The organism is Posidoniimonas corsicana (genome assembly GCF_007859765.1).
GTDB classification, from domain to species: domain Bacteria; phylum Planctomycetota; class Planctomycetia; order Pirellulales; family Lacipirellulaceae; genus Posidoniimonas; species Posidoniimonas corsicana.
On sequence record NZ_SIHJ01000001.1, the window covers coordinates 2523489 to 2535854 of the forward strand.

The 12366-nt window shown below is 68.3% G+C and carries 12 protein-coding genes; 2 read left to right on the plus strand and 10 right to left on the minus strand.

Features of this window, described 5'->3' with window-relative positions; all coding sequences use genetic code 11:
- Nucleotides 1-8: 8 nt before the first annotated feature.
- The 3 genes from KOR34_RS09715 to KOR34_RS09725 all read right to left on the minus strand — a co-directional run bounded on the left by KOR34_RS09715 (nt 9) and on the right by KOR34_RS09725 (nt 1694).
- Nucleotides 9-872 carry a UbiA family prenyltransferase gene (locus KOR34_RS09715; protein ID WP_146564394.1) on the minus strand — a complete coding sequence of 288 codons (864 nt, stop codon included), beginning with the start codon at nt 870-872 and terminating at the stop codon, nt 9-11.
- 82 nt (nt 873-954) lie between these two features.
- On the minus strand, nt 955-1326 hold the full coding sequence (locus KOR34_RS09720; RefSeq protein ID WP_146564395.1) for a hypothetical protein: 372 nt from the start codon (nt 1324-1326) through the stop codon (nt 955-957).
- Between the two features lie 38 nt (nt 1327-1364).
- Nucleotides 1365-1694, minus strand: coding sequence for a hypothetical protein (locus tag KOR34_RS09725; protein ID WP_146564396.1), 330 nt, complete (start codon nt 1692-1694; stop codon nt 1365-1367).
- Between the two features lie 143 nt (nt 1695-1837).
- Here KOR34_RS09725 and KOR34_RS09730 point away from each other — a divergent pair, with 143 nt between their 5' ends.
- Complete coding sequence (locus KOR34_RS09730; protein ID WP_146564397.1) at nt 1838-3325, plus strand: hypothetical protein; 1488 nt, start codon at nt 1838-1840, stop codon at nt 3323-3325.
- A gap of 8 nt (nt 3326-3333) precedes the next feature.
- On the opposite strand, the gene KOR34_RS09735 is transcribed toward KOR34_RS09730, so the two are convergent.
- The 6 genes from KOR34_RS09735 to fae form a co-directional block, all read right to left on the minus strand.
- Nucleotides 3334-4257: an FkbM family methyltransferase gene (locus KOR34_RS09735; protein WP_146564398.1), complete on the minus strand. Its 924-nt coding sequence runs from the start codon at nt 4255-4257 to the stop codon at nt 3334-3336.
- A 254-nt stretch (nt 4258-4511) separates the two neighbouring features.
- Nucleotides 4512-6233: a fatty acid CoA ligase family protein gene (locus KOR34_RS09740; protein WP_146564399.1), complete on the minus strand. Its 1722-nt coding sequence runs from the start codon at nt 6231-6233 to the stop codon at nt 4512-4514.
- 299 nt (nt 6234-6532) lie between these two features.
- On the minus strand, nt 6533-7609 hold the full coding sequence (locus KOR34_RS09745; RefSeq protein WP_146564400.1) for an AI-2E family transporter: 1077 nt from the start codon (nt 7607-7609) through the stop codon (nt 6533-6535).
- Nucleotides 7610-7654: 45 nt separating this feature from the next.
- Nucleotides 7655-8353: a phytanoyl-CoA dioxygenase family protein gene (locus KOR34_RS09750; protein ID WP_146564401.1), complete on the minus strand. Its 699-nt coding sequence runs from the start codon at nt 8351-8353 to the stop codon at nt 7655-7657.
- Nucleotides 8346-9206 (minus strand): methylene-tetrahydromethanopterin dehydrogenase N-terminal domain-containing protein, encoded by an 861-nt coding sequence (locus tag KOR34_RS09755; RefSeq protein WP_146564402.1) that lies wholly within the window; start codon nt 9204-9206, stop codon nt 8346-8348. Before KOR34_RS09755 ends, KOR34_RS09750 begins: the two co-directional genes overlap by 8 nt.
- Nucleotides 9207-9326: 120 nt before the next feature.
- On the minus strand, nt 9327-9821 hold the full coding sequence (gene fae / locus KOR34_RS09760; RefSeq protein WP_146564403.1) for a formaldehyde-activating enzyme: 495 nt from the start codon (nt 9819-9821) through the stop codon (nt 9327-9329).
- A gap of 341 nt (nt 9822-10162) precedes the next feature.
- Here fae and KOR34_RS09765 point away from each other — a divergent pair, with 341 nt between their 5' ends.
- Nucleotides 10163-11278, plus strand: a complete 1116-nt coding sequence (locus KOR34_RS09765) for a DUF1559 family PulG-like putative transporter (protein WP_146565928.1) — start codon at nt 10163-10165, stop codon at nt 11276-11278.
- 117 nt (nt 11279-11395) lie between these two features.
- Here the strand turns inward: KOR34_RS09765 and KOR34_RS09770 are convergent, their stop codons facing one another.
- Nucleotides 11396-12292 (minus strand): hypothetical protein, encoded by an 897-nt coding sequence (locus KOR34_RS09770; protein WP_228714564.1) that lies wholly within the window; start codon nt 12290-12292, stop codon nt 11396-11398.
- Between the last annotated feature and the right edge of the window lie 74 nt (nt 12293-12366).

The window sequence follows — 12366 nt, forward strand, 5'->3', positions numbered from 1 at the left end:
GGCGCCGGCTACCCCAGTTCGGCGAACAGGGCCTCGCGCCACACCCAGTACATGCTCGTAATCGCGACCACGTTCCAGATGACGAAGACTACCTTCAGCGCGTCCGTGCTGATGGTCTGATTGCGACGCAACCAGGCGTCCAGCGGGAACCCGATGCCCGCGAGCCCAAGGAAGGCTGCGACCATCAGGCTGTCAAAGTAGGCGAGCACGAGCGCCGACTCCACCAACAGCATCACCGCGACCAGCAGCTTTGACCGCGCGGCGCCAATCACGACCGCGGTCGTCCGTCGCCCGGCCGCGGCGTCGGGCGCGAGGTCGGTCACCTCGTGGAACAGATGCGAGTGCATGGCGAACAAGGCGCCGAACACAAACGCCGGCCACGGCAGCTGCGGGACCTCGTTCAGCCAACTGCTCAGCACGAACACCAGCAGGTACCCCGCCTGGCAGATCAGGTCCCAACCTGGGCGCCCCTTCAGTCCGACGCGTGGATGGTTGTACGCCGTGTTGACCGCCACCACGGCGGCGACCCACAGCAAGAACCTCGGCCCAATCAGCAGCGCGAACGCCAACGCAAACGGCACCTGCACGACGGCGATCTGCAGCGGCAGCCTCCGCAGCTCCGCCCGCCCGAGCCGCGCGCCGAACAGCAGGTTGCCCTTCCGCGGGTTCTGCTGGTCGGTCTGGTAGTCGGCGGTGTCGTTCCAGCCGTAGAGCAGGTGGCTCAGCGGGAACATTACGTAGAACGCCCCGAGCCAGAAGGTGGGCTCGTCCAGCAGGCGCCGACCGCCCAGCGGCAGCAGGTAGAACCAGAGCTGCGTCGCCCACAGGCCCGGCCGCGACACCAGCAGCGTGTTGCGTAGCAGGTCCTTCAAGAGCGCACTTCGGCTGGCGGGCGGGGCGAAGAGCCCGCAGCATAAGCCAGGGCGCCGCCCAACGCCATCGCCCAATCGCCGGCTAAGACGCCGCGGCTCGCAGCGACCGCGCGCTCGGCCGCGCGTGCATCGAGGCAAATCCGGCGGCGATCAGCAGGAGGATCTGCAAGAACTCCGTGTGCGGCTGGGTAGAGGGTGCGGCGAGGAAAACGGCCAGCGGCGCCGCGACGCTCGCAGCCATCAGCAGACGCGCGGTGCGGTAGCGCACGCCACCCGCCGGGCCGCAAGCCCACAGGGCGTACACCGCGGCCGAAACGATCGCCATCAGGATCAGCGGGAGGCTGCGGGGCGTCCAGTCGGCCAGCCAGATGATGCTGAGCTGGAACATCGCCAGGTCCACCCAGTGGCTCTGGCGGGGCTCGGCGTCTGCCGAGGCGTGATGAGACGAGGGCATACCGCAACTCTAGCTCACAAACCGGTCTCGCGGCCGTGCTATGCGGTCACAATGTGGTTGGTCTGCATCGCGCAGTAGCCGGCGCCGAGCAGCAAGAGCAGCTGCAGGGGCTCGGTCGGCAGGTCCACGTGCGGCGCCGCCAGCAGCGGGCCGACCGCCACCACCACGCTCGCGCCCAGCAGCATCCGCCCCATCCGGTGCCGGCGGGGCCCGGTCAGGTCCCAGCCCCACAGCAGGTACACCACGCCAAACATCAGCGACAGCGACACCAGCAGCAGATTCATCGGCGCCCAGCCGGCCAGCCACAGGATGCTGACCTGCAGCACGGCCATATCAATCCAGATGCGGCGCACCGATTGCTGCTGCATCGAGGGGGCGGGCGGGCGTGATCCTGGGGCGGACATACCGCAAGAGTAGCTCAAATGAAGAGTTGTGCGGTGCTTATTTGAGCGGCGGGCATGCTACCCTTGAGGGAGCCGCAGCCGCACCCCACCCGAGGCAACCAGCAGGCATGACGACCGACAAAATCGTAACTCTCACGTGCGGACTGGCGCTGCTTGCTACCCCTGCCCAAGCCGCTAAACCGGACGGTGAACTGGAAGTAAAGGTCATCGACGCCGAATCCGGGCAGCCGCTGGCCGCCCGGGTCGAGCTCTCCCGCGCCGGTGGGCGGGCGCTCAAGACCCGCGGGCTGGGGCTCTCGCAGCTGGGCGATCACTTCTACGTCGACGGCCAGTCCGTGCTGGGACTGCGGCGGGGGAGCTACACGTTCGAGCTGACTACCGGCCCTGAGTTTAAACCCGTCAGCGGGCGGTTCGAGATCGACCGCCGCGCCTCCGACTCGAAGACCGTCGAGATGCACCGCGTGGTGAGCCTGCAGGCCGAGGGCTGGGCCGCCGCGGACCTGCTAGCGGCGCGGGGTGGACAGGGCGTCGACGCGGCGCTCCGCGGGGAGGGGCTCCGCTACGCGCCGCTCACCGCCTGGCGATTGGACGACGGCAAGTGGGACGAAGTCCCCTCCGCCACCGCTCCCGCGGACGCTCCGGTCACGTTCGGCCCGTGGGCGGCGCGCGCCAGGGACGATGCCGGTGATCTGCTGCTGGTGCGGCCGGACGCGCCGTTGACGCGTGACGAGCTGACGCCGGTCGCGGACGGCTCGGTGGCTGCGTTGACCGACCTCCGTGAGTCTGGCGTACGCGTTGTCGCCGCCGACGCGGCGTCCTGGCGGCTGCCGGTCTGGCTGGCGGCCGATGTGCTCGACGCGATCGTCGTCATCGACGCCAGCGACCAGCTGCGGGGACACAAGGCCCGCTCGTGGGGCCGGCAGCCCGACAAAGACTTCTACTCCGGCGACCGCGGGCCCGCGTTGTGGCGCGAGGCGATCTACTTCCAGGTGCTCAACGCCGGCTTCCAGCTTCCGCCCGCCGCCGGCAGCGGCAGCGGCAGCGGCGACAACGAATCGCCCATCGGCTCGTGCCGCGTGTACGCCCGCAACTTCGACGGCTTCACGCCCGCCGCGTGGTGGGACTCGCTAGCCGCCGGCGAGGCGATGGCCACCAACGGGCCGCTGCTGCGCCCGATCCCGCCGCCCGGCCGCACGTACCGGCTGATGGACGACAACACCGACCTGACGCTCGGCCTGAACCTGACCACCCGGTCCCGCGTGGAGTACCTGGAGGTCGTCAAGAACGGGCAGGTGGAGCACTCGGTCTCGCTGCGGGACCTGGCGAAGGCGCGTGGCGAGCTGCCCGCGATCGACTGCCAGGGCGCCGGGTGGTTCCTGCTGCGGGCCGTGGCGATGGAGTCGCCCGGCTACGAGCGTGGCCTGACGGCGCCCTACTTCTACCAACCGATGGCCGGCCAGCCGCGGATCAGCCGCGCGAGCTGCGAGTTCTTCCTCGCCTGGTTGGACGAGTCCGCCGCGCATGTGAGCGAGCAGGAGCTCGCGCACGCCAAGGCGTTCTGGGCCGAGCGGCTCGCCAACGCGAATGCGCCGTAGCGTCTGGCCTAGGCGGCCGCCGCGACGAGCGGCTTCTTCTTGGTGATCGCGATCGAGCCGGGACCTTCCGCGCCGGGACGGCGGGCGACAATCAGCCCGTCGACGCTGTAGCTCTCGTCCAGGTTGGCGGACGCGAGGATCAGGTACCCAAACCGCTTGAGCCGCGCGACGCAGTCATCGTGCAGCTGGTTGGAGTGCGTCGAAACGAACACGTAGTCGACCAGGTGGTTGGTCAGCATCCGCCGGGCGCCGTGCAGCATGTCGGCCTCGGCGCCCTGGATGTCGGCGTGCAGCATCGCCAGGTGCTTGATCCCGTGCCGCTCGCAGTACGGGTCGACCGCGATGGTGGCCGTGCCGTCCGGGGCGGGCGATTCGTCGGCGCCGACGTAGGCCCGCTGGAAGCGGCCGCCGCGGTGGTTGAGTTGGAAGTTCTGCTTGCCGGAGAGGATGTTGGCCGGGTGGGGCTCCACCAGGTGCAGGTCGGCGCCGTCCACCTCCTTGGCGAACCACAGGGAGTAGAACCCCCAGAACGCGCCCAGCTCCAGCATCGTGGCGCCCGGCCGGATGTGCGGCAGCACCTCGGCGAAGGCCAGCTCTTCTTGCGGCTCGTGCACGCCGCGGTTGTCGATCAGCAGGTTCAGCATCCCCGGGCCGCAGTAGCTGAGGCCGCCGACGCGCACCCCGTTGTGCATGGTCAGCACCCCGCCGTTCAGCGAGCCCGCGCCGGCGACCCGCGGGATCCGCTCGTTGTCGGGGCAGGCGATCGCGTCGGCGATCCGCTCGGGCCACTCGCCCTCGGCCTTGCCGACAAGCCGCCGCGTGCGCGCGGCGCTAGCAAACTTGCGGCTCTTCCAGACCGCCAGCGCGTTCTCCACGCGGCTGCGGATCGGGAGCGGAATCGTTTGTCGGAGGAGGGTCTTGATCGAGCTCATAGAACCGCGTCGCAAGAAGAAAAGGGTGGCCGCACAGGTTGGCTAATCGGCACGGCCGCCCGGTCGTCTTGCATGGAAATCGGAGTTGCCTAGTCGGTGCTTGAGTGCTGTCGTGGGCTGCCAAGGATACAGGATGTGGGTGGTCTAGGGCGCCGCGATCGTGGCGCCGGCAGTGCTAGCAGCCCCGTTCGCGTGGGTAGGCGCCTAGGGACACTGGCCGGATTTGAACAAGATTGCAACGCAGGGATTCGTAGCTACCGCTCCTCGGCGAGCCGTGCGGCCGCCCACTCGGCGATCGACTCCCGGTGGATCTTCGAATTGTGCCTGATGTCCACCGGCAACGGGGAAGGCATTGCCCAGACGCCACCAACCGGGCTCGGCGCCAGGAACGCGGCCGTGGCTGCTCGGATGTCATCAATGGTCTGCTGGACTTGCCGCGAATCTGGGTCGGGTTCCGAAGCTGCTTCGGTCAGGGTTTCGATAACGATGCACGCCCGTTGGTTTCCAGGGTCGCCGACTCCGACCAGCGCGCTGCGGCGGATATGCGGGTGCGAGTTCACTCGCGCCTCGACGCACTCGGTGAACAGCGTCCCTTGGGCAGTCACCACCCGGTGCGACTTCCGCCCGCAGTACCAGAACCGCTCCTGCTCGTCGAAGTAGCCGACGTCGCCCACGCGGTGCCACACGTGGTCGCCATCGGCAATCTTGGCGGCCGCGTTGTGGTCGGCGTCCGCGGCCGGCAGGTACCGCCGCGACACCTGCGGGCCGCGGACAATCAGCTCGCCGATCTGCCCCGGCGGCAGCTCCTCGGTCTGGTCGATCGTGGCGAGCGGATCGTCGGTGATCCGGATCACCCGCCAGTCGATGCTGTCGAACCGCCCGCCGACGCACACGCCCTGCCCCGCCGCGGTCTTCTCGGCCGTCTCGCCCAGGATCTCCTGCGCCTCGATCGTGGCCACCGGCAGCGACTCGGTGGCCCCGTAGGGCGTGTGCAGCTCGGCCTCCGAGTGGACCATCGCTAGGGTCCGCTCGATTACTGCCGCCGGCACCGGCGCGCCGCACGAGAACACCTTTTTCATGGTCGGGATCTGGTCGCCGTGCTCAACCGCGTGGCGGCTCAGCCGGTCCCACACCGCCGGCGACGCGAACGCCTGCGTGCACTCCCACCGGTTGGCAGCGCGGAACAGCTTCTCCGGGTCGCACGACGCGGGCCGCGAGAAGTCCATCTCCGGCAGCACGGTCGTCACGCCGCACGCGACGTTGAACAGGCCGAACAGCGGGAAGCAGGCGAGGTCCACCCCGCCGGGCGCCAGGCCGTACTGCCGCTGGATCTCGTCGGCCTGCGTGACGAACGTCTCGTGCCGGTACAGCACGCCCTTGGGAGGGCCGGTGCTGCCGCTGGTGAACACAACCGCGGCCGGGTCGTCGGCCGACGTGTGCGGTAGGTCGAGGTGACCGCCCCCGCCCTCACGGGGAGAGGGGGATCGGTTTGAACTGGCGCCAAGCTTCCTCAGCGAGCTGAGCGACTCCCCACCCCAGAACCAACGCCTGCCCACCGTGACATTGAGCCGCGCCGCTGGAAACCGCTTCCGCAGCAGCACCCGCAACGCCTGCGCCTGGGGGATGCCGACGAACCCGTCCGGCTGGGTCGACTCCAGGCACCGCACGATGTTCTTCTTGCCGAGCCCGGCGTCGACCAGCACCATCGTCGCGCCGCTCCGCAGCACCGCGAACACCAGCGTGACAAACTCCGTGCCGGGCTTCACCAGCAGCGCCATCCGCTTGCCCGGCCCAACGCCCATCGCGACCAGCCCCCGGGCGAGCAGGGTGGCGTCTTGGTCGAGCTGGGCGAAGGTGATCTGGTCGTAGCCGCCGCGTCGAGCGCTGACCACCGCCAGGTCGTTGGGGCGTTGGCGGGCGAGCGTGGTCAGCCGATCGGCCACATTGGTGCGGGTCATGCCGGCATTGTTGGCCATCGGGCCGGCGGTCGGAAGGCGGCCGACTTCTGTCCCTCAATACGACATCGATTCTTAGGGACAAAAGTCGGCCCCCAGCTCAGCCGTTGGCTTGCGTTTCACACTGCTATAGCAGCCTCGAACGAAATCTGCCGGCGCGGGTGCGGCGGACTTTTGTCCCCCCAGTGCGCCCCTATAGGGACAAAAGTCTGGCGGGGCTTAACAAGCAGATCGCGTGCGGGGACCGCGGCGATAGCTGTATTGGACCGCGCGGGGTGGCCGTTTTCTACAACCAAATCGCAACCAGCCAGAGAGTTCGGCTACGCCATCGCTTCGCGGTCGATGGCCTGCTCCAGCGGCTCCAGCCGCCCCGCCAGCAGTGCGGCGACCGGCCGCGTGCGGTCGAGCTTGTCGAGTAGCACCTTCACCGCGGCGGTCATCGGCACCGCCAGCAGCACGCCGACCGGGCCCCAGATGATGCCCCACAGGATCAAGGAGAGCAGGATCACGATCGGGTGCAGCTCGAACGAGTTGCCCATGACCTTGGGCTCGATTACGTTGCCGCTGATCATCTGCACGGCGCAGCCGGCGGCGATCGTAAGCGACTTGTAGAACACCGAGGCTTCGGGCATCAGGAACAGCACCAGCGGGATCGGCAGCAACGACGCGATTACCGGGCCAACATTGGGCACGTAGTTGAGCAGGAACGCCAGCACCCCCAGCTGGGGCGCCATCTCGACGCCCATCACCCCGAGGACCAGTCCGAAAGCAAGCCCGGTGAAGATGCTGATCACCGTCTTTGTAACGATGTAGCCACGGATCTTGTCCTCGATCTCGACCCAGAGCCCGGTCGTGGGTCTCGCTTCGCTGCTGGCGCCTGCGAGCAGGAAGAACATGAAGATCAGCACCGCGCCGAGGTTGACAAGCAGGTCGAGCAGCGCGGTGCTGAGCCACAGGATGACCGACTTGAGCCGCTGCGTCATGAACTCTTCGGTGTGCTCCATCACTTCGGCAATCTCGTCAGGGATAGGCAGCCCGGCCTTCTCGAGGCCATCCTGGACGGCCTCAACCATGCTCTGGACGCCGGCCATGTACTTGTCGCCGTCGCCAACGACGGAGCGGTAGGTCGAGATCAACATCACCCCAAACACGAACACCAACGCCACGCCCAGGATGAAGGTCACGCCAATCGCCGCCGGGCGGGTTGCGCTCAGCCTCCGCTGGATCAGGTCCAGCAGCGGCGAGAGCCCGATCACGAAGAACAACGCCAGCATGAACGGCACCAGCACCGGGCGCAGCATCCACAACGCCACGCCGATCGCCAGGATGGTCAGCGTCAATAGGCAGTAGGTCTGAAGGCGGATGTCGCGTTCGGCCGGGTGGGCGGGTTCTTCCATGCGGGCTATTGTGCCCTGCCGGCTAGCGGCATGAAAGGCCGAACGCTAGGGCTCGGTTGACCACCGCATCCCGCCGGGCAGCGGCGCCGCGGCGAACTCGATGTGCAGCACGCGCCGCCGTCGGGGCGCGGCGGCCTTGGACGAGGCGTGCATCAGCAGCGGCCGCATGAACAGGGCGTCGCCAACAGCGGCCAGGCACTCGGTCTGCGTCTGCTCGGCGATGCGTTCTGGAACCTCCGCCGGCTCGACCTCGCCCCAGCGGTGTGAACCGGGCAGCACCAGCAGCGGCCCGTTGCCATGATCGGCGTCGTCCAGGTGCAGGCGGAGCGTGACCATCTCTCGCAGGACCTCACTCGGGGGCTTCACGTGCGGCACGCCCTGTTTGACGCTCCAGGCGGTGAAGCCCGGCGTGTCGATCCGCTCGCGAACGGCGATGATCAGGTCCTGGTGCCACCCGACCCGCCAGTTGGCTTCCGCCAGCTTGTCGAACAGGATCGCCCGCACGGGGAACGCGCCGGCGCCGGTGAGTTCGCCGATCGCCTGCTGCACCAGTCCGCCGCGGGCGAAGCGGTCGATGCCCGGCGAATCCAGCAGGTTGCGGGCGGCGTAGCGGGCGCCGCCGCGGGTGGTGGGCTGGTCATCCCCCGTGGCGGAGTCGACGGCCGCGCGGAGCTCTTCGACAAGCCGGGCATCAGCGAGCGCCCGGCGCCACGCGTAGCCGTCGGTTGCGAATGAATCAGTCATCCATCGCCTTGCCGATAGCGTACACCTCGGCGGCGTCGAGCACGGCGTCGTTACTCTCGAAGAGCCGCTGCAGCGCGGCGCGGTGGATCTTCATCTTGGTTCCGCCAACGCCGATAGCGCCGTAGCACGCGCAGCCGCCGCGGTCGACGGCTTTGTCGGTCGCCTCAAACCCGCCGATGCCAACTGGCGGGGCGGCGTTCAGGTCGATCGCGACCTTCAGGGAATCGGCGCTAGCGAACGCTTCTTGGCAGATAACTTCGACGCCCGCCGGCCCGGCGGCGATCAGCACCTGGGCGTCCTTCAGGATGTCGGCCAACGGCAGTTGGTCCTGGCCGACTGGTTCGAGCAGCCCAGCGTCGACCTTGCCGGCCAGCCGCTCGCAAACGGCCGCCGCGCGGTCTGCCTTTCGCGACACGACCTTCACAAGCGCGCCCTCGCCCGCCAGCAGCTGCGCGGCGCGCTGCCCCACCGGCCCGCTGCCGATGACGACCGCGGCGGCGCCGCGGAGCGGCAAGCAGCGGCCGGCGGCGATCACGGCGGCGGCGGCCGTGGTGTTGCAGCCGTTGGAGTCGAGCAGCACCGACACCCGCATCGGCCCGAAGAAGCACCCCGTGGCGGCGGCCAGCAGCCCCTCGCCCGCCGCCACGTCCGACCCGCCGATGAACACCGCCGTGTGCTTCAGCTGGTCGGGGCCGCGGGTGAACATGGCGCCGTGGACCAGCGGCTCGACATCGGCGGCCGTGACGCCGCCGTGCCGCAGCAGGTGGTCAGCGCCGGCGTCGATCGCCGTCACCGCGTCGAACACGCTGGGCTGCGGGTCGGTGTCCAGGCAGACAAGGATGTTGGCGGGCATATTGCACAAGGGGAAAGAGGAAAGGGGAAAGAGGAATCACGCCTTTCGGCATTCCCCTTTCCCCTTTTTGATTGCGTGGGCGGCCCCGCCTGCGGGCCGGGCCATGCCCCATCAGCAGACTCAGAACCCCTGGAACGGGTGGGCCTGATCCTTGCCGGCGACCATCTCGTCGGCGGTGGGCTTGCCGCCCATGGCGTTGGCGATGGCGGCCTTGGTGGCCTCGAGGTTGAAGTCGTGGATCTTCTTGTCGTCGTCGGCCTCGGGGTGGATGAACACGCCGCAGACGCAGACCAGGTCCTCGCACTGGTCCTTGGGGATCACGCCCTCGGCGACCGACTCGGCCACCGCCTTGGCGACCGCGGCCTGGGCCGGGCCGAACATCTGCACGGCCTGCTTCATCCCTTTGATCGTCACCTTCGTCACCATCACGGTGGCCGGCTTGACCGCCAGGTTGGGCGTGATGACCGCTAGCAGGTTGGTGTGGCCCTCGCTCTGGTTGGCCAGGGCGTTGGCGAAGGCGGCGCCGACGGGGCCGTCCTTGCTGCCGATCATCAGGTCGATGTGGGCGATCTCGTTGCCGTCGCCGGCGAGGGCCTCGCCGATGTACATGGACATAGGAAACACTCCGCTGTGAGGGTAGCCGCGGGGGGCGAGAGTGCCGGCGAAACCGAGGTTACAACCTCTTGCCCCGTGAGTAGTCGTCGATTCGGGGAACCGGCGTGGGAATAGCTGGTCGCCCGTCGGGCGAGCATATCAGAGGGAGCCTGCGTTTCAAGCGTCCCCGCGGCCTGACAGGCCCCAGATTAGTAGACAGGCCGACCGGTTTCTGTCAGGATAAACAGAGGCGCACAACGCCCTGGCGGCCCGCCCTGCGCACCTTCCGCGCGGCGTCGCCCATCGGACCGAGGCCGCCCCGACCGCCGGGCGCGATTGAACTTTTCAGGAACGAGGGACAGATGAGTCAACTCAACCACACCAGCCGCCGCCCCGTCGGACGCGTGTCCGGCTTCACGCTGGTCGAGCTGCTGGTGGTGATTGCAATCATTGGCACGCTGGTGGCGCTGCTGCTGCCGGCCGTGCAGTCGGCGCGCGAATCCGCCCGCCGGAACACCTGCCTCAACAACATGAAGCAGCTGCAGTCGGCCCTGCTGCAGTACGACACCGCGCTGCGTAAGCTGCCGGGGTACGTGAACTCGTTGGAGGATGTCACCAGCCCGAAGGACGGCAACGGCCAGTTCCGCACCGCCCGGCGGGCGAGTTGGGTTGTCATGACCTTCCCCTACATGGAGCAGACCGCCCTGTACGACCTGTGGGCCAGCAACTGGCCCGACAGCCCGCCGGCGTCGCTCAACACGCAGATGGTCAATTCGATTGAGGGTCTCGTCTGCCCGAGCGACCCGCCCGAAGACCCGGCCGCGCCGGCCCTGTCGTATGTCGCCAACGCGGGGCAGTCGTTCGCCGACTCCAACCGCGCCTCGCCCGACGAGAGCGTTGCCAACGGCGTGTTCTTCGACCTCAGCAAGAACCTGAACGTCGAAGGGCCCTCCGACGGCCGCGAGGCTTCGCCCGCCGCGCAGTGCTCGATCGACTACGTGAGCGCCAACGACGGCACCTCCAAGACCCTGATGCTCAGCGAGAACATCCACGCCCTGTACTGGACCTACACGCCGTACGCCAACCCCACTAACAACAACTCGGACGTGCCCGACAGCAAGCAGCACTTCGGGTTTGTGTGGCACAACGCAATCGCGGACGACAGCAACACGGTTGAGTTCGACGAGACCAAGACCTCGCGGATCAATGGTCTGACCGACCAGCTGCCGCCGAGCGTGATGAACCCGATGGCGCCGTCGAGCGAGGTCTCGTTCCGCCCGGGCTACGGCTACCCCAACTCGGCTCACTCGGGCGGCGTGAACGTGGCTTTCTGCGACGGTCACCTGATCTTCCTGACCGAGAACATCGACCCGAAAGTCTACGCCCAGTTGATGACCTCCAATTACAAGCGGTCGAGCTACGTGCAGAATGGCGTCGCGGACCGCAAGCTGCCGCAGCCATCTGACAGCGAGTACTGATGCCCAGCGGCGAGACGTTCAAGTAAACGAGTCATCAGAGCCCGCCGGCAAACGCCGGCGGGCTCTTTGCTTGCGCGGGCGGCTGTGGGCGCTGAGAGTGCGTCCTGATGGAGGCCGCTACATGCCTGGCGGCGGCTGGTACAGCTTGGTGAGGTCGATGCCGCCGCGTTGCTCTTCTTCAATCAGCGTCATCCGCTTCTCGAGCTGCTCCAGCCGGCGGGCCATCTGCGGCAGCGGGTTCTCGTCCTGCACCACCTGCGCGTGTCGTGGCGCCTCGGGGTAGCCGAGCTGCCGGTGCAGCGAGTTGAACAGGTACACCGGGTCCTTCTTCCGGTTGGCCAGCGCGATGCGGCCCTCGCGGTCGCCGAACAGCGGCGGGCCCGCGGGCGCGGGCTGGGCGTCGTCCCAGTCGGGCGAGACGCGGTTCTGCCGGTTGCGGCAGTGGTCGCTGTTCACGTAGATCAGGTCGGCCACGTCCACCATGCCCACGCGGCCCCGGATCCGCAGGATCCAGTCCCGCCAGTCGCCGGCGAAGCAGGGGTCTTCCGCCATTGCGCCCAGACCGCGGTCGTAGCTTAGGCGGTTGCGGCAGAGCACCTCGAACTGGTAGAGGAACAGCCCCTGCAGCGACGGCGGCACGTGGGGGTTCTCGCCCGCGCGGTAGTCGGCGTCGCGCCGCAGCACCTCCAGCCCGACCCGCAGGTCGAAGCGTCCCCGCTCGTCCTCGGCCTGGTTGATCACGAACGCCTGGAACGGGGTGAAGTAGTGCGGCAGCTTGGCCATCGCCGTGCCGAACGCGCCGGCGTGCCGCAGCTCGCTGAGCATGAAGTCGATCGCCATCGGCAGCCGGGTGGTGGCCAGCACCTCCTCGCGGACCGATTTGAGCACCTCCTGGGCCGGCACGTTCTCCCGCAGGCGGTCGCCCAGCGTGCCGAAGAAGTGCGCCTGCTCGACGTATTCCTCCCTCCCCAGCGGGGCGATCGGGTTTTCGGGCGGGGGGGAGGGGGCGGGCAAGGTGCTGAGTTCCGGGAGTGGCGGGGCGATGGCTCTGCGGGGCGCCGATGCGAAAGGACTCGTGTGGGGAATGC

Bases quoted from the DNA above. Each gene is read 5' to 3' on its own strand.
- KOR34_RS09730 (WP_146564397.1), top strand. From the start codon at position 1,838: ATGACGACCGACAAAATCGTAACTCTCACGTGCGGACTGGCGCTGCTT.
- KOR34_RS09750 (WP_146564401.1), bottom strand. From the start codon at position 8,353: ATGACTGATTCATTCGCAACCGACGGCTACGCGTGGCGCCGGGCGCTC.
- KOR34_RS09765 (WP_146565928.1), top strand. From the start codon at position 10,163: ATGAGTCAACTCAACCACACCAGCCGCCGCCCCGTCGGACGCGTGTCC.
- KOR34_RS09745 (WP_146564400.1), bottom strand. From the start codon at position 7,609: ATGGAAGAACCCGCCCACCCGGCCGAACGCGACATCCGCCTTCAGACC.
- fae (WP_146564403.1), bottom strand. From the start codon at position 9,821: ATGTCCATGTACATCGGCGAGGCCCTCGCCGGCGACGGCAACGAGATC.
- KOR34_RS09755 (WP_146564402.1), bottom strand. From the start codon at position 9,206: ATGCCCGCCAACATCCTTGTCTGCCTGGACACCGACCCGCAGCCCAGC.
- KOR34_RS09725 (WP_146564396.1), bottom strand. From the start codon at position 1,694: ATGCAGCAGCAATCGGTGCGCCGCATCTGGATTGATATGGCCGTGCTG.
- KOR34_RS09720 (WP_146564395.1), bottom strand. From the start codon at position 1,326: ATGCCCTCGTCTCATCACGCCTCGGCAGACGCCGAGCCCCGCCAGAGC.
- KOR34_RS09735 (WP_146564398.1), bottom strand. From the start codon at position 4,257: ATGAGCTCGATCAAGACCCTCCTCCGACAAACGATTCCGCTCCCGATC.
- KOR34_RS09740 (WP_146564399.1), bottom strand. From the start codon at position 6,233: ATGGCCAACAATGCCGGCATGACCCGCACCAATGTGGCCGATCGGCTG.